Consider the following 17,968-nt stretch of genomic DNA (forward strand, 5'->3'; position numbering starts at 1 on the left):
CTTTGTAAAAATTACTTATGTAGCATTTTTTTTAAAGGAGAGTAATTATACATAAAAATTTTCCATATTTTTACTAGCTCCGCGAGCACTTTTTCCGAATTTTTATAGAAAATTTAGAATTGAAAATAAGTAAAAATACGATCGCGACGAACTGAAAATCAGCAAAAAGCTTGCTGTAAGAAGCTTTCACTTGCTGCACAATCTCAACAGCTCTATCGCTATTGATGAATTTTTGGTAAATAGGGATTGACAAAGGCAAATATTGTGCAGTGTGGAAGTAGCGATCGCCTGTGGGGTTGAGGCAAAGTACTGATACCGTTCCAATCCAGTACGGCAAAAGGCAGATCCTATGCTGTCCATACGTAAATTACTTAGAGAGGTAGGCCGTCTATCTCAGTGTTTTAGTGTAAAATACAGGTTTATCCCTCTCTCAATAACCCTCAGATTAGGCTATGAGCCACCGATAAATTTGCTATTCTTTGAGAAAAGATTACAAAAGAAACTGTAACTTTGGTTAGGGCTGCCTATTTTCTAAACCTTTGGAAAATAAATTGGTTTTAAACCTGCTTGCGGCTGCGCCCCAGTTGCGATGGTAATCTACAGCCGGGGTTCACAAACAATGAGTAAAAATTCTTCCCATACACTTAAAGGTAACATCCTTGTAGTTGACGATCAGCCAGATAACTTGCGTATATTATCCTTCATGCTGAGAGAGCAGGGATACCAGGTTCGCAAAGCCTTGAACGGTCAAATGGCTCTGACTGCCTGTCAGACTCTATTACCCGACGTAATTTTACTCGATATTATGATGCCGGACATGGATGGCTATGAAGTTTGCCAAAGGCTGAAAGCTTCGGAGAAAACCTGCGAGGTGCCAGTAATTTTTATCAGCGCTCTCGATGATGTGATGGACAAAGTAAAAGCTTTTAGCGTCGGTGGCGTAGACTACATCACCAAACCGTTTCAAGTTGAAGAAGTTCTCGCTCGCGTCGCCAATCAACTGACTATTCAACAGTTGTATCGTCAACTCACCGAGCAAAATACACAGTTGCAAAAATTGAACGAAGAACTGAAAAGATCCAACGACGAACTAGAACAATTCGCTTACATTGCCTCCCACGACCTGCAATCACCCCTACAGGCGATCGTTGGCTACGCCCGTATTCTAGAAGCAACATACGAAAATCATCTCGATACAGATGCTAAGCAATACATCGCAAATATTGTGAATGCGGGATGGAGGATGACACAGCTAATTGAAGACTTGCTAGATTATTCGAGGGTAGGCACTTCTACAGAAGAATTCAAACCGACTGACTGCAAAACCGTACTAGAAGAAGCGCTAGCCAATCTAGAGGAAGAAATCTCCGCCAGCGGTGCAAGTATTAGCTATTCCGATTTGCCCACAGTAATGGGCTCTAGCACGCAACTGATGCAGCTTTTCCAAAACTTGATTAGCAACAGCATCAAGTTTTGTTGTCCCGAAGTTCCGCCGCAGGTAGAGATTACTGCCAAAGCAAAGAAAAACGACGAATGGATCGTAGCAGTTCGCGACAATGGCATAGGTATAGAAAGTCAGCATTTTGAGCGTATTTTTGAGGTTTTTCAACGCCTGCACTCCTATAAAAAATACCCAGGTAATGGTATCGGTATGAGCATCTGTAAGAAAATTGTGGAACGTCACGGAGGACGCATCTGGGTAGAATCTCAACCCGGAGTGGGAACAACTTTTTACTTCACCATTCCGGCAAAGATTGTCTCTTCCCCGACTCCAACTCCATAGCTTCTTTTTTTGGCTATTTCAATACTGGGGAGCTGCGGCGAGCAAGTCTGCTGCTAATTTGCTTCCCAATGGTTTCGAGAACAAGTATCCCTGACCGAAGCCACAGTTTAATGTCCTCAGTTTGGCTAGCTGTTGTTGGGTTTCGACGCCTTCTGCGATCGCACTCATACCCAGCGAATGAGCAATAGTGATAATAGCAGGAACTAAACCCAAACTTTCAGAATTTTTATCTATAGGATTAATAAACGAGCGATCGATCTTAAGGGTATCAACTGGAAGACGATTCAAATAGCTGAGGGAAGAATAACCGGTGCCAAAATCATCAATACTCAACTGAATTTGACGGTTTCTAAGTTGCTGGAGAATCGCCGTGACCGACCCATCTTTTTCCATAATTGCACTTTCAGTAATTTCTAGTTTTAAACTTTGAGGGCTCAGTTGAGTTTTTTTAAGAGTGTCATCAATCAGCTCGATCAAGTTGGGTTGAGAGAACTCGCGCACCGAAAGATTGACGCTCATAGTTAGGGATTCTTCAGAAAGTTTTTGTTCTTGCCAAATGCGAAGCTGCTGACAAGCTTCCCGCATTACCCAAGTACCGATGAAAGTAATCAAGCCGGTTTCTTCTGCTACGGGAATGAACTCTGCTGGAGAAACAAAACCGCGTGTGGGATGCTGCCAGCGCACGAGGGCTTCAAAACCAGAAATTTTGCCTTCGCAAAGGCTGACTATGGGCTGATAATACACGACAAATTCTTGCCGTTCGATCGCTCTGCGAAGGTCAGTTTCCAACTGTAAAAGCTGAAGTGCTTCCTGGTGCATGGCTGGATTGAAGACGTGATACCGCGCTTTTCCGGATGCCTTGGCGCGATACATTGCCGTATCGGCATCTCGCAGCAAATGTTCTGGTTGATCGTAGGTAGCATTGCCCAGGACAATGCCAATACTAGCAGTGATGAATACTTCGCGTTTATCTAAGTAAAACGGGCGAGATAATTCCCAAAGAATGCGCTCTGCAATCTGTGTAACGCTGGTAATATCTTTAATTTCTTCTAAAAGAAGGGTGAATTCATCCCCACCTAATCTGGCCAAAGTATCAACTGGACTGAGAGATAATTTTAATCGGCTAGCAATTGCCGTCAGCAACTCATCTCCGACCAAATGACCGAGAGAATCATTGACGATTTTAAAGCGATCGCAATCTAGAAACAGCACTGAAAATTGGTACTCTGGCTGTTGCTTGGCGCGGATGACAGCTTGTTTCAAACGCTCCATAAACAAAGCGCGGTTGGGCAAACCAGTCAGCGGATCGTGCAGCGCCATATGCAAAAGTTGCTTTTCTAGTAGCTTGCGTTCGGCAATTTCTCGCTGAAGTTCTTGATTCGTCACTTCTAGTTCGCTGGTACGCTCTTTTACCTTAATTTCAAGTTCTGCGTTCAGTTGACGAACTTTTGTTTCTGCCGTTTTTAAAGCCAGTTGATTTTCGACGCGGATTAAAACTTCTTGAAACTGAAATGGCTTAGTAATGTAGTCTACACCTCCAACGCTAAAGGCTTTTACCTTGTCTAAAACTTCATCTAATGCACTCAAAAAAATTACCGGAACGTCTCTCGTTTGCGTATCGGATTTCAGGATTTGACAAACTTCGTAGCCATTCATATGCGGCATCATGATATCGAGCAGAATCAAGTCGGGTAGTTTAGCGCGAGCTGCCTTCAATGCCGTTTGTCCGTTCGTTACGCACCGAACTTTATAACCCTGTGCGCTCAACAGATTGGATAAAAGGTGCAGATTATCCGGCGTATCGTCAACAAGTAGAATGTTGCCTTTTATTGTAGATGCTATATCCTTATTCATTTTCTCATATACCCTTTGATTTCCTTGTTCTGAAGTCATCTATTCTAGCCTATATGTTTGATTATTTCTTCTGTGAAATCATTAATTTTTTCAAATTGGAAGCTATGCGCTAAGTCGCTGATATACTTTGACAAGGTAGCATTTGTATTTTTAATTTGCTCGGCTAAATTTAAAATTAATTCGTCATCTGCTTCTATTGCAGCTTGATGCAAAGCGGCAATCCATTCACTAGGCATCTGTTGCAAAGACGATAGATGAACGCTCTCAGAAGAAGCTCCTCCTAAAGGGTCAGATGAACTTTCTTTTCGAGCTTCTGCTTTTTGCCTTTCCTCTGGCAACCGCTGTTCGTAGATATACTTTACCCCCAAATAGTCAGCAATTTTGTCAAAGATTAACTGCTCTCGGAAAGGCTTGCGAATAAAATCATCGCAGCCTGCTGACAAAACAGATTTTCGCTGTTCGTCAAAGGCATTAGTAGTCAGAGCTATAATTGTGGTTTGGGGACCGTTAGCTCGCTCTTTAATATGTTTGGTCGCCTCATATCCGTCCATCACCGGCATCAGCATATCCATAAAAATTAGGTGGGGTTTCCAACTTTCCCATAGGGCAATTGCTTCGCTGCCGTTGGTAGCTTCGCACACGCAAAAGCCGACCGACGCCAGAAGTTTGATCAACAGAAGGCGACTGACTTTGACATCTTCGACCACCAAGATGCGATATTCAGGTTGGTGGGGCGCTAAACCGATTACCTTCCTGGATTCCTTGGCTGTTTCTACTTCCTGCGATCGAGCTAAACGCACCTGGATATTGAATGCAAATTTTGTTCCTATACCCACTTTACTGCTGACGATGATATCGCCTCCCATCAGTTGCACGAATTTTTTGCTGATGGCTAAACCTAACCCTGTTCCTTGTTGAGATTGTCTACCGATTTCTGTTTGTCCGAAAGCTTGAAATAACTTGTGCATCTCTTCTTTGGCAATACCGGGGCCAGTGTCTTCCACTTCAAACAAAAGGTCGAAAAAGTGAGGCCCAGTTGAGGTGGGGAGCAGATAAGGGGGAGAAAGAAGTTGTTGGGCATCTCCCACTCTCCCACTCTCCCAGTCTCCTACTCTGACGCGCAGGGTTACGCTTCCTTCTTCAGTGAATTTGATCGCATTTCCCAGCAGGTTAATCAAGACTTGGCGCAATTTACCCTCGTCGGTTCGCACGTACTGAGGAATATCTGGGGTATACTTAATGCGAATATCTAAGCTTTTACTAGAAGCTTTTAATCGCAACATTTCTTCCAGGCTCTCTAACAGATGAATTAAGTCAAAAGTCTTTTCATTAAAGGTTGTTCTGCCAGCTTCAATTTTGGACATATCTAGAATGTCGTTAATCAGTGACAGCAAATGCTCGCCGCTGCGATTGATGATTCTCAGATGTTCCCGCTGCTCTTGGTTAAGGGATGAATCGCGGTTCATTATTTGACTAAATCCCAAGATGGCATTAAGCGGCGTTCGCAGTTCGTGGCTCATGTTGGCGAGGAATTCGCTCTTGGCACGATTTGCTGCATCGGCAGATTCTTTCGCTTTTTGCAGTGCTTCTTCTGCTTGCTTGCGCTCTGTAATGTTTAGTCCGGTGCCGCGAAAACCGACTATATTACCTTGATTGTCGAAAAGTGGAATGCCAACGACTTCTTCCCAAACAATTTCATCAGAGGGAGTGATATTGCGATGTTGTAGTTTAAAGGTGCATTTTTTGCTAAAGGCATCGCTGAATATATTTATAACTTTTTCAATATCTTCTTGAGAGATGAATTCGATCGGCTTGTGTCCGATTAATTCGGAAGGTGCATATCCTTTAACCGATTTCACTCTGTCGGTAACGAAGGTGTAGGTGTTGTTAGCGTCTACTTCCCATAGATATTCGCCCACTGCTTCGGAGACATCGCGAAAACGCTGTTCGCTCTGTCGCAGCTTTTCCTCTGCTTGCTTACGTTCGGCAATTTCTGTTTTGGCTTGTTCAAAGAGGGTGCATTGCTTGATGGCGATCGCCAATTGCAGGCACAGTTGTTTGAGAGATTCTATCTCTGATGTGTGCCACTCTCTTTCTCCTTGGCAATGATGGGCAATTAGCAGTCCCCATAACTGATTGGGAATTAATGATTTGGCATTTTCGATCGTTTCTTCTCCATACAAGATGGGGACTACTAAGCTAGCTTTCACCTCGAATCTACCGAGCAGATCTTTGTGACACTGCTGCAAATCGGAGCCGATAATATCTGGAAGCGCTCGAATGCGTCCTTGCTGGTAAAGGGGAATATAGGTTTTGATAAAGCATTCGTCGCCAATTTCAATTCCCAAAGTGGATGTCCACCCTGACGCTACCGACTCGACAACTACTACTCCGTTCCAGTCAGGGTTAAAACGGTAAATGATGATGCGATCGGTTGACAAAAACGATCGCACTTCCCTAACTGCCATTGTCAGCACTTCCTCTAAATTGAGAGAGGAACGAATGCGTTCCAGTATCGCTCCCACCAGCTGTTCCCGCTTTAATTGCAGCCGCAAAGCCATTTCCGCCTCGCGCCGCACCCGAATTTCTTCCTGTAACAAGGCATTTTGCTCTGCCAGTTGTTTTTGCAGCTTCTGCAAGCGCAATTGATTTTCCACCCTAGCCAAAACCTCTTCTACTTGAAACGGTTTGGTGATATAGTCCAATCCCCCAATGGCAAAGGCTTTCACTTTATCTAGCGCTTCGTGTAAAGCACTAATGAAAATAACGGGTACATCGCGAGTCAGCGCGTCTGTTTTTAGCTGTTCGCAGACTTCGTAGCCATCCATTTCTGGCATCATAATATCTAGCAATATCAAGTCTGGCGGAGATAAACGCGCTGTCGCAAGAGCCATCGTTCCCTTGGGTACGCATCGCACTTTATAGCCGCGATCGCTTAATATATTTGACAACAGACGCAAGTTGTGAAGGGTATCATCAACTATTAAAATATTGGCATTTACCGTCTTATCTGGCAGCCACTTCATAACAACCTGCTCATAACTTATGCTTAACTTTTCACAAATAATATTTCAATAAATTATAACAGTTATGAAAATAGCACTTCTAGTTGTTTTTACCTAAATTTTAATAATTCAAAAATTATTTATAAAAGTTATTTTTTGCTAACGAAGCCAGCATATCGCCCTCTTCTTCACTTATATCTGAATTATTAGCGTCGTTTCTGGCAACCAACTGCTATTGCAGAGTGCAGAAAAAATGCTGTGTTTCGATTTTCGGCTCACAAAACAAGTACCCAAAACTTTTTAGTATAAAATAGTAGCAATATTTTGTGCCTTAACTCTATTATAATGTGATGATAATACCACAATTTAGTAAAAATGTCAAGATTTACTTGCTACCTGTTTGGAAACTAATTCCCAAGTCACCTGAAGCGCAAAGCGGATCTTGAAAAAAAAGGTGGTATTTTTCTTAACAGCCATCAAGTCCCGTATAATTTTTATCCAAAAATACTATTTATGGAATTAATCGGAAAACAAAAAATTTTAATAGTTGACGATTGGCCAAATCACCTGCAATTCCTGTGCATTTTTTTGCAAGCACAAGGGTTTCAAATTTTCATGGCAGAATCGGGCGAAACTGCTTTAAAACAGATCGAAACAATCTTGCCTGATTTGATTTTGCTAGATGTAATGATGCCAGAAATGGACGGTTTTGAAACTTTCCAAGCTTTAAAAAATAAACCGGAAAGCCAAGACATTCCAGTAATTTTTATGACGGGGCTTTCAGATCGGGTACATAAAGTCAATACTTTGACTTTGGGAGCAGTAGATTATATTACAAAACCATTTGTAAATGAAGAAGTTTTGGCTCGGATTAATATACATTTAAAACTGCGAGCGATCGCTCGACAGCTACAAGAAAAAAATGAATTGTTAGAGCAGGAAATTCGCGATCGCCGACAAATAGAAGCAGATCTTTTAGAAAGCAAATCGAGATTTGACCAGATGGCTAGCAGCATTCGCGAATGTTTCTGGATAGGAGATGCAGAAATCAGCGAGCTTCTCTACGTCAGTCCCGCTTATGAAGAAATTTGGGGTCGCAGTTGCCAAAGTATCTACGAACGAAAAATTAGCTGGTTAGATGCTGTTCATCCAGAAGACCGAGAGCAAATTCGCAATGCTTGGGAACGTGTGTTTCAAGGGGAAGCGAGCGAGCAAGAATATCGCGTTATTCGTCCTGATGGCTCAATTGTCTGGGTACTCGATCGCACTTTTCCCGTCAGAAACTGGGCCGGAGAAATTTTCCGCTTGGCGGGAATTGCCAGCGACATTACCCAACGCAAACAAGCACAAGAAGCATTAAGAGAAAGCGAAGCCCGCTTCCGAGCTATTTTCGAGCAAGCTGCTGTGGGAATTGTTATATCTTCACTATCCGGTCAGCTTCTCAAAGTTAATCAACGATATTGCGACTTTTTGGGATACTCTGAGTCAGATCTCCTGACGCTAACTTTCCAAGAAATTACCTACCCAGAAGACTTAGAACTAGACCTGAGATATTACCGTCAGCTGTTAGCTGGCGAAATTCAACATTACTCGATCGAAAAGCGCTACATCCGCAAAGACGGTCGCCTGCAATGGGGAAATCTCACATTATCAGTAGTACTAGACTCTGACGGTGCCATCAGTTACATTATGGCTGCGATCGAGGATATCCAAGAGCGCAAACTTGCCGAAAAACAACTGCAATATCGCCTAACTTTAGAAACAGCCTTGGCCGCAGTATCCAGAGAATTTGCCACCAACGAAGCCGCAGATATCAATCAAGTTTTGACAATATTGGGAGTAGCAGTGGGCATCAATCGCGCCTATGTTACGCGCTTCCGAGAGAACAGCACCTTTGCTTATATGACTCACGAATGGTGCGACAGTCAAACTCAACCGCAAATCCAACATTTTCAAAATGTAGACACCTCTTTATTCCCTTGGTGGGTGGAAAAATATCGCCAAAATGAAAATGCTGTAATTAGCGATGTCGAGGCAATGCCAACAACAGCAGAAATTGAAAAAAACCTGCTCGAGTCCCTGGGTATCCGCTCTGCCCTAGCCGTTCCCGTCAATACTGCATCCGGTCAACTCTGGGGAACGATTGGATTTGAAACGTATCGAGAAAACCGCAAAGATTGGTCTGATGAAGATGTGCAACTGCTGCGAGTTGTTGGCGAAATGATCTACACATATTGGGCTAGGCAACAAGCGCAAGAAAAACTGCGAGCTTCAGAGGCACTTTATGCTGGCATTTTTAACCATTCAGCTGAAAGCATTTTTCTCATTAACGTTCTGCCCGACGGTCAGTTTATCTATCAAACTATGAACCCAATTCACGAACGGGCAACTGGTATTTCTGCTGCTGAAATTGCAGGTAAGACACCAGCAGAAGCCCTCTCACCCGAAGTCGCCGCCCACGTTACGGAACGCTACCGCGCCTGTCTTAGTGCTGGCGTTCCAATTAAATACGAAGAAACGCTAGCATTGCCGGGAGGAACTCGGATTTGGCGAACTACTTTAATCCCGATTCGAGATTCCACCGGAAAAATTGTTAAATTGCAAGGCAGTGCGGTAGATATCACGGAAGAAAAACAAGCAGAAGCAGAAAAACTCCGTCAAGTCCAGCACCAGCAATTAATCGCATCTCTAACTCTTAAAATCCGCGAATCTTTGCAAATAGAGGAAATTCTCCACACCACGGTTACCGAAGTAAAAAATACCCTGAATGCCGATCGCGTTTTGTTCTTTCGCCTTCTGCCAGAAGGAGGTGGCAAAATTGTCAGCGAAGCTGCTGTTGCCAATTTTCCAAGCTTGCTGGGATTAGTTGTAGAAGATCGGTGTTTGCCCGCTCAATATTTAGACAAATACTACCAAGGACAAATTCGCTCTTGCTCCGATATTGATAACGTTGGCTGCACTCCTTGCTATCTGGAATTTATGCAGCAGCATCAGATTCGCTCCAACCTCATTGTCCCAATTCTCGTCACTGGAGAATCGCCAAACGGAAATAGCAAATTAGAAAATTCTCCTACTGTCCCTCTCTCATCCTCCCCCCCGCAAAAATTATGGGGTTTGCTGTGCGTTCAGCAATGTAATGAAATGAGAGAATGGACGCCATTGGAAATTGCACTTTTACAACAATTAGCGGAGCGGTTAAGCATAGCTTTGTATCAAGCTCAATTACTGGAAAAGCAAACTGACTACGCTCAAGAATTGGCTCGTTCTAATGCGGAACTGGAACAGTTTGCCTATGTTGCTTCCCACGATTTGCAAGCGCCTTTAGGAACGATCGCCAGCTACGCTCAGCTCTTAGAAAAACGTTATCAAGATAAACTTGACGATAAGGGTCATAACTATATAAATAAAATTGTATCGGGTGCTAAGCGAATGCAGGGGCTCATCGATGACTTACTTTTGTATTCGCGAGTTACTAGGAGTTACAAAGCTTTTGAGCTAGTTGACTGCAATCTGGTGTTTGAGGAAGTTTGCGCCAATCTTCAGGCCAGTATTCGCAAAAGTAATGCAATTGTTACAAAAAGCGAATTGCCAGTAGTAATGGCCGATCGCTCTCAAATGGTGCAACTTTTGCAAAACTTAATCGGTAATGCCATCAAGTACCGCCGCAATCAGGAACCTCCAATCGTTTCCGTTAACGTTTCTTTTCAAGAAGGTGCGTGGCTTTTTGCGATCCGCGATAATGGAATTGGGATTGACCCCAAGCACCGCGAGCGCATCTTTCAAATTTTTCAGCGCTTGCACACGCAAAAAGAATACTCTGGGACTGGCATTGGTTTAGCAATTTGTCAAAAAATTGTGCAACGTCATGGCGGTCGCATTTGGGTAGAATCTGCACTCGGTCAAGGGTCAACCTTTTACTTCACCATTTTTAACAAAAATCTGTTAGGCGATCGTTATTGAGACCCATACTTTTATGACAAATTTAACTAGCGCATATTTGAAAACAGCCGTAAGCAATGATAAATCATATATTAATACCAAAACATTTACTGTTTTGGTAGCTGACGATGATGAAAACGCTTGTTACCTAATGTCAGAGGCGCTAGCAGAAGTTCCTTTAGCGATCGATCTTTACGTATTAGAAGATGGTGCAGAACTTCTGGATTATTTGTACCGTCGCGGGCAATACAGCGATCCTACCAGAGCGCCGCGCCCAAACCTGATTTTACTCGATTTGAATATGCCCTGTTTAGATGGAAAAGAAGTGCTGGCACAAATTAAGTCTAACTCTAATTTGAAGCACATTCCTATTGTGGTTATCACTACTTCAAAACGGGAGGAAGATATCTTTGATTGCTATAATTTGGGCGCGAATTCTTTTATTGTCAAACCACTGACTTTTAAAGAATTGGTGAGCCTGATGAAGGCTTTATGCCATTACTGGTTTGAAATTGTCACGCCTCCACCACATACCGATAAGCTGTCACGCATCTAAATTAGTTATTAAGATTGCAGGGGGGCAGTCGGGCAGGGGGGCAGGGGAGAGGATTAGAGCTACTTCTTCTGTTTCCCCAATCATCAAATTTAAATGCGGAACAGCTTAATAACTGCTTTTGTTAGTGAGGAGTTTGTTAATTACTCAAACATATAATTATAGCCCAATTTACAAAATTTATAAATTTTCCGTAATGATTATTTACAAAAATAAGTTTTTATGATAAGATTCACAACTATACCAAATATATGAATTAACTTATGGCAATAAAGTAATTTACATCTAAGCCAGACAAGACGGGAGCTACAAGCATCCAGCCTGGTAAATAACCTGGTGGAGCTTTGGGAACTTGCTTTTCTAGGCGAAAACTTTAACCTTATATTTGCTAACTTTAAAGTTAGCCAGCTCAAAAATAAATTGAGCCGCTTTGTTTTTACTAAAGTTAAAACATTTGCAATAGTATGCACGCAGTTTTTCAAGAACCGATCGCCCATAGCAGCTTAAGAGTTCTCCTGGTTGAAGACAATATTGATGAGGCAGAACTAATTGAAGAGTTGCTATTGGAGACCAGTTGGGGGCGATCGATTATCCTCCAGCGCGTAGAGCGACTGTCAGAGGCACGAGAAACTTTAAGTAAAGAAAAATTTGATGCAATTCTGCTAGACCTTTCACTGCCAGACAGCCAAGGATTTGAAACTGTAATCAAGCTCAAACAAGAGAATCAAAATATACCCATTGTAGTGCTAACGTCTCGTGCGGATGAAGAACTGGCACTTCAGTTAATATTGGCAGGCGCACAAGATTATTTAGTAAAAAGAAAAATTGATAGCGAACTATTAATTCGCTCTTTGCGTTACGCGATCGAACGGCAACACAGCCAAGAAATTTTGCACCACAGCGAAGAAAAATATCGCTTTGTAGTCAATAATGTTAAAGAAGTAATTTTCCAAACAGATGCCGATGGCAACTGGACATTTATTAACCCAGCTTGGACAGAAATTACTGGCTTTTCGGCAGAAGAAACTTTACAAACGCCGTTTTTAAGTTATGTTCATTTAGACGATATTCCATTATATCAAGAAAAACAAGCTGAGGTTAGCGGTAATTGTAAAACCAATAAAGACGACAGCCGCTATGAAATTCGGCTGCGAACTAAATCGGGTGGATTTCGCTACGTCGATATCGACGAACGTCTCAGCTTTGCCCCAGACGGAAGTATTTGTTCGCGCACGGGAACGCTCAAGGATATCACAGAGCAAAAAAGCGCGATGTTGGCACTGCGCTCTAGTGAAGCCAGATTGCGCGGGTATTTCGAGAATTCTCTCGTTGGGATTGCTATTTATGCACCCTTGCCTGAAAAGGGAGAGGGAGAAAGTCAAAAGTCAAAAGTTAAAAGTCAAAAACAAGAGGGAGAAGGGAAAAGGGAAGGTCTCCCCACACCCTTTCTCTCTTCGCAAAAAGAGTTGTATTGGATAGAAGCGAACGACGCCTTGTGCAAAATATTGGGATATCCTAGCGACGAACTTTTGCGTCATAGTTGGCTGGAATTGATTCATCCCTCAGACAGAGAAGCTAACTGGCAGCAGTTATCGAAAGTTTTGACAGGAGAGATAGATGGCTACGTTTTAGACGAACGCTTGCTTCGCAAAGATGGCAATACAGTTTACACCAGAGTTTCGGTAAGCTGCATTAAAAACGAAGCCGGATCGCTCGATCGCCTGATCGCCGTATTCTTAGATATCAGCGATCGCAAACGTGCAGAAGCAGCCCTCAAGCAGCAAGCAGCTGCGATCGCAGCTGCTACCGATGGCATCGCCATCCTTAACTCTAACGGAGACTATATCTATATAAATGACGCTCACCTCAAAATCTTTGGCTACGACAGAGCCGAAGAATTATTGGGCAAAAGCTGGCAAGTATTGTACGACGAAACCGAACTGCAACGGTTTACCAAAGAAATATATCCCTCCTTTTTGCAACAAGGTTGCTGTCGCACAGAAGCAAGAGGTCGGCGACGGGATGGCACCACATTTCCTCAAGAAGTCACCGTCACCCTCCTGGAAGGAGGCGAGCGACTTTGTATTATCCGCGACATCACCGAACGCAAGCAAGCAGAAGAAGCCCTGCGGGAGAGCCAGCTTTTTATTCAACGAATAGCCGAAGCTACGCCCAATCTTTGGTACATTTACGATCGGATCGAAGAGCGCAACGTTTATACAAATCGCGAACTTGCCGCTGTGCTGGGCTATACCCCAGAAGAAATTCACTTGATGGGTGAGGCGCTTTTGCCAAATATTATTCACCCCGAAGACTGGCCGACATTCTTAGAGTACGTAAAACAGTGGGAGACTGCTTCTGATGGAGACATCCTCGAAATAGAATATCGAGTCAGGGATGCCAAAGGAGAATGGCGGACTCTGATGGGTCGGGAAACCCCCTTTGCCAGAACTCCCGACGGCAAAGTCAAGCAGATTCTCGGCACAGCCACCGACATCACCGAGAGAAAGGGGGTAGAAGAAGAATTAGCCGCAAGAGCCACACAGTCGGCATTAAGGTCTGATATTGGCTTGGCCCTAACGGGGGCAGACGACTTCCCAGTGATGCTGCGTCGTTGCTGCGAGGCATTGGTAGAACATCTGGATGCTGCCTTTGCCCGTATTTGGACGATCGAATTAAATCCAAACATACTTGAACTGCAAGCTTCTGCGGGAATTTACACCCACATCGACGGCACTCACGCTCGCATAGCCGTGGGCAGCTTCAAGATTGGTTTAATTGCTGCCGAAAAGAAGCCCTACATGACGAATGACCTGCACAACGATCCCCGGATTAGCAACCCGGAGTGGGCGCGGCAAGAAGGAATGGAAGCCTTTGCAGGTTATCCGTTAATTGTCGAAGACCGCGTAGTCGGCGTCATGGCCATCTTTGCCCGCACCTCTCTCAAGGCAAATATACTCGATACCTTAGAGTCGATCGCCAGTCAAGTCGCCTTGGGAATTGAGCGCAAACGAGCCTCGGAAGCTTTGCTGGTGACCAATGAGCGATTGCAGCTAGCGATGGAAGGCAGCGGTTTGGGATTGTGGGATTGGCACGTTAACACAAAAGATAGCTATTTCGACCCGCAGTGGAAGAAAATGCTGGGGTACGAAATGGAGGAAATCGAGAATAATTACGAATCTTTCCTGCGCTTAGTACATCCAGAAGACCTACCCAGAGTTGAAGAGAGCAAAAACGCCCATCTGGTCGGCGCGACGACCGTCTACGAAATCGAATTTCGGATGCGATCGAAGCAGGGAAAGTGGAAGTGGATTCTCTCCCACGGGAAAGTCACAGAACGGGATGAAATCGGTCAGCCCCTGCGGATGACGGGAACGCACAGAGATATTACTCATCGCAAACAGGCAGAGGAAAAACTGCGGCTCTACCAAGAGATATTCTTGAACTCCATCGATGCGATCGGTATCATTGACCCTGACGGTTTTTACCTGGAACAAAATGCCGCCCATCAAGAGCTGTTTGGATACAGCGACACCGAACTAAAAGGACAGACACCTCAACTCATCGGCAAAGAGGATTTTGTACCTGTTGCTGAAAGTTTAGCCGCCATCGGCAAGTTTCGCGGTGAAATTACTTGCCACACTAAAGACGGCAAAATAGTAGAAATCGATGCTTCCGCTTTCGCCGTCCTCAATCATGCCGGGAATGTGCTTTGTTATGTGGGCGTGATCCGCGATATCACCGAACGCAAACAAGCAGAAGAAGAACGCCAAAAATTTGTTTCTCTGATCGAAAACAGCAGCGACTTCATTTCCCAAGCATCTTTAGATGGCAAAATTTGCTTTGTCAACGAAGCCGGACGCCGACTCGTGGGTTTAGAAGATTTGTCGGCAGCTTTTTCTACCAATATATTGGATTATGTTCCCCAAGCACTACACCAGGAATTTAGTCAAACAATTTTAGCAACTGCACTCAGCGAAGGACGCTGGCAAGGAGAAACACAACTACAACACTTCCGCAACGGTAAAATCATTGATGTTTTGATGAATGTTTTTCTTGTTAAACATCCGAAAACTAAAGAACCGATCTGTCTTGCGGCAGTAGTGCGCGACATTAGTTCGAGCAAGCAAGTAGAACGCTCATTGCGACAATCGGAACAGCGCCTGGGGCAACTGTTTTTGCGGGAGCGGTTGGTTTCTTCGATCGCGATACGGGTGCGCTCCTCTCTCAATCTCACTCAAACACTCAGCACTACCACCGAAGAAGTGCGACAATTACTCTCGACCGATCGCGTCGTTATTTACCGCTTCCGCCCAGACTGCACAGGCTATATAATTGTTGAATCCGTTAACGAGCCTTGGATGTCGCTTTTGGGGAGAGAAATTCAAGATGAGTGCTTTAAGCGTAGTTATTTCGCTCTGTACGGGAAAGGTCGAATTCGCGCAATTGATGATATTTATGGTAGCGGTTTAAAAGATTGCCACATCGCTTTATTAGAACAATTTCAAGTCAGGGCTAACTTAGTAGTTCCGATTATCATCCAAGACGGGGGAATACTGGAAGGAGGTGATGAGGCATCGGAAAGCGACCTCTATCCCCAATGCTCCACACCCCAGGCACAATTATGGGGATTGCTGATCGCCCACGAATGTCAGGGTGCAAGGACTTGGACTGAAGCGGAAACCGAGCTTTTACGACAGCTGAGCGTACAACTGGCGATCGCCATCCAGCAATCGACTTTGTTCGAGCGATCGCAACAAGCACGAGAGGAAGCATTGCAAGCTTCCCGTATGAAGTCCTTGTTCCTCGCCAACATGAGTCACGAAATCCGCACTCCCATGAATGGCGTGGTGGGAATGACCGACTTACTTCTGAAAACCGAGCTAACTGCCGAACAGCTGGACTTTGTGCAAACACTCAGAATCAGCGCTCAAACTCTGCTGACTCTGATCAACGATATTCTCGACTTCTCCAAACTCGAAGCTGGAGAAATGCGACTGGAGAAGGTGGATTTTGACTTAAATGTCTGTCTGGAAGAAGTGCTGGATTTGCTCGCGCCCTCCGCAGAAAATAAGGGACTGGAATTAGCTGGATTAATCGATCGCAATGTCAACAGACAAATCAACGGAGATCCCGCCCGTCTGCGCCAAATCCTCATGAATTTGGTGGGCAATGCCATCAAATTCACCGATAAAGGAGAAGTGGTAATTGAAGTTACCGTTGGGGGAAACTCCACCCATCCCCCACTCCCCCCATCCCCTACTCCCCCCTCCAGTCTCCTATTTTCTGTGCGCGATACGGGTATTGGTATCGGCCCAGAAGGTAAGAAAAAGCTGTTTCAATCTTTTTCCCAAGTCGATGATTCTACTACCCGCCAATACGGAGGTACCGGTTTGGGTCTAGCAATTTGCAAACAGCTGGTGGAGTTGATGGGAGGAGAAATTGGCGTAGAAAGTACTTTCGGAGTCGGCTCGACTTTTTGGTTTACTCTCCCTTTAACGCCACCAATTTCACCTTCTCCACCCACACCAGAAGTTACTTCGCTTTCCGGGCTAAAAATGCTCGTGGTCAGCAATAGACCTACTGTGCGAAAAATAGTGCGTTCTCTCGCAACTTGGTGGGGCATGGAGGTAAGCGAAACCGATCGCGCTTGGATGGCAATGATCGCTGTGCGAAATGCCACCGCTGAAAATCGTCCCTACGATATCGCTCTCGTCGATATGCAGCTTGAGGAATTAAGCGACAAAACACTGCAACGCACAATTACCTCAGAACCATTAATGCAGCAAACGAAATGGGTTCTCCTCACCCAGGCGAAACAGCGTGAAAATATTAAACATTTGGTCGAGGGGGGTTTAGCTGACTATTTAACTAAACCTGTGAAAGCTACCCGTTTGTTTGATTGCTTGGTGAATGCGACGAAGAAAGACAGGGAGAGTGGGAAAGTCAAAAGTCAAAAGTCAAAAGTCAAAATTCCTCCTCTTCCCCTCACCCCTCACCCCTCTCCCACTCCAACACAAAATTTTAAAATTCTCTTAGTTGAGGATACTCCGGTTAACCAAAAAGTCGGTTTGAATCAACTGAAAGTTTTGGGCTACCAGGCAGATTGTGTCAATAACGGTCAAGAGGCAATAGATATTTTGGCATCACAGGATTACGACATCGTATTAATGGATTGTCAAATGCCGGTGATGGATGGCTATGAAGCAACAAAAAGGTTGCGTCGTCTCTATGGTACTCGTCATACGATCGTTGCTATGACAGCAAATGCTTTAGTCGGAGAACGGGAAAAATGTCTGGCTGCTGGTATGGATGACTACATCAGCAAACCGATCGATATTAACCAACTCCAAACAGTTTTAGAACGCTGGGTATCCCAATTACAAATAAAAAAGGAAAGTCAAAAGTCAAAAGTCAAAAATCAAAAGTCACCTCACTCCTGGTCTCCTGGTCTCCTGGTCTCCCCTACCATAGTAGCCTCATCGGCAGATGTTATAGATATTGAACGCCTGCACCAAATTACTAAAGGTGATGCAGAGTTTCAAGCAGAACTTCTGCAAGCTTTTGTGGAAGATGGGGAAATGTATATCCAAGAGGCCAAACAAGCCATATTGTCAGGAGATTGCGACGCTCTCGCACGTCGCGCTCACCAAATCAAAGGCGGGAGCGCTACAGTTGCGATTCGATTGATGCCCGATATTGCAGATTGGCTTGAAACTCAGGCAAAATTAAATAATCTAGAGGGTGCAGATGAAGCGATCGCAGAATTAGAAAGTATTTTTGAGAATGTAAAAAATTTTGTAGCTAATAGCTCATAATTAGGGATTAGGGATT

At 44.2% G+C, this 17,968-nt stretch carries 6 protein-coding genes; 4 read left to right on the plus strand and 2 right to left on the minus strand.

Going from position 1 to position 17,968, the window contains the following annotated elements:
- Positions 1-619 precede the first annotated feature (619 nt).
- Positions 620-1,783: a response regulator gene (locus ACE1CD_RS31255; RefSeq protein WP_374827263.1), complete on the plus strand. Its 1,164-nt coding sequence runs from the start codon at positions 620-622 to the stop codon at positions 1,781-1,783.
- An 18-nt stretch (positions 1,784-1,801) separates the two neighbouring features.
- Here ACE1CD_RS31255 and ACE1CD_RS31260 read toward each other — a convergent pair whose 3' ends face one another.
- Both ACE1CD_RS31260 and ACE1CD_RS31265 read right to left on the minus strand, forming a co-directional pair.
- Positions 1,802-3,637, minus strand: coding sequence for an EAL domain-containing protein (locus ACE1CD_RS31260; protein WP_374827279.1), 1,836 nt, complete (start codon positions 3,635-3,637; stop codon positions 1,802-1,804).
- A gap of 44 nt (positions 3,638-3,681) precedes the next feature.
- Positions 3,682-6,663, minus strand: a complete 2,982-nt coding sequence (locus ACE1CD_RS31265; protein ID WP_374827264.1) for a response regulator — start codon at positions 6,661-6,663, stop codon at positions 3,682-3,684.
- 492 nt (positions 6,664-7,155) lie between these two features.
- Between ACE1CD_RS31265 and ACE1CD_RS31270 the strand changes: the two genes are divergently transcribed.
- The 3 genes from ACE1CD_RS31270 (at position 7,156) to ACE1CD_RS31280 (ending at position 17,952) form a co-directional block, all read left to right on the plus strand.
- Positions 7,156-10,602 (plus strand): PAS domain S-box protein, encoded by a 3,447-nt coding sequence (locus ACE1CD_RS31270; RefSeq protein ID WP_374793861.1) that lies wholly within the window; start codon positions 7,156-7,158, stop codon positions 10,600-10,602.
- A gap of 13 nt (positions 10,603-10,615) precedes the next feature.
- Positions 10,616-11,137, plus strand: coding sequence for a response regulator (locus ACE1CD_RS31275; RefSeq protein WP_374793862.1), 522 nt, complete (start codon positions 10,616-10,618; stop codon positions 11,135-11,137).
- 461 nt (positions 11,138-11,598) lie between these two features.
- Positions 11,599-17,952 carry a PAS domain S-box protein gene (locus ACE1CD_RS31280; RefSeq protein WP_374827265.1) on the plus strand — a complete coding sequence of 2,118 codons (6,354 nt, stop codon included), beginning with the start codon at positions 11,599-11,601 and terminating at the stop codon, positions 17,950-17,952.
- Positions 17,953-17,968: the final 16 nt, after the last annotated feature.

It is taken from the genome of Aerosakkonema sp. BLCC-F183 (genome assembly GCF_041929145.1).
In the GTDB taxonomy this organism is placed as follows: Bacteria; Cyanobacteriota; Cyanobacteriia; order Cyanobacteriales; family Aerosakkonemataceae; genus Aerosakkonema.

Excerpts from the sequence above, each read along its gene's own strand:
- ACE1CD_RS31255 (WP_374827263.1), top strand. The coding sequence starts at position 620 with ATGAGTAAAAATTCTTCCCATACACTTAAAGGTAACATCCTTGTAGTT.
- ACE1CD_RS31260 (WP_374827279.1), bottom strand. The coding sequence starts at position 3,637 with ATGAATAAGGATATAGCATCTACAATAAAAGGCAACATTCTACTTGTT.
- ACE1CD_RS31265 (WP_374827264.1), bottom strand. The coding sequence starts at position 6,663 with ATGAAGTGGCTGCCAGATAAGACGGTAAATGCCAATATTTTAATAGTT.
- ACE1CD_RS31270 (WP_374793861.1), top strand. The coding sequence starts at position 7,156 with ATGGAATTAATCGGAAAACAAAAAATTTTAATAGTTGACGATTGGCCA.
- ACE1CD_RS31275 (WP_374793862.1), top strand. The coding sequence starts at position 10,616 with ATGACAAATTTAACTAGCGCATATTTGAAAACAGCCGTAAGCAATGAT.
- ACE1CD_RS31280 (WP_374827265.1), top strand. The coding sequence starts at position 11,599 with ATGCACGCAGTTTTTCAAGAACCGATCGCCCATAGCAGCTTAAGAGTT.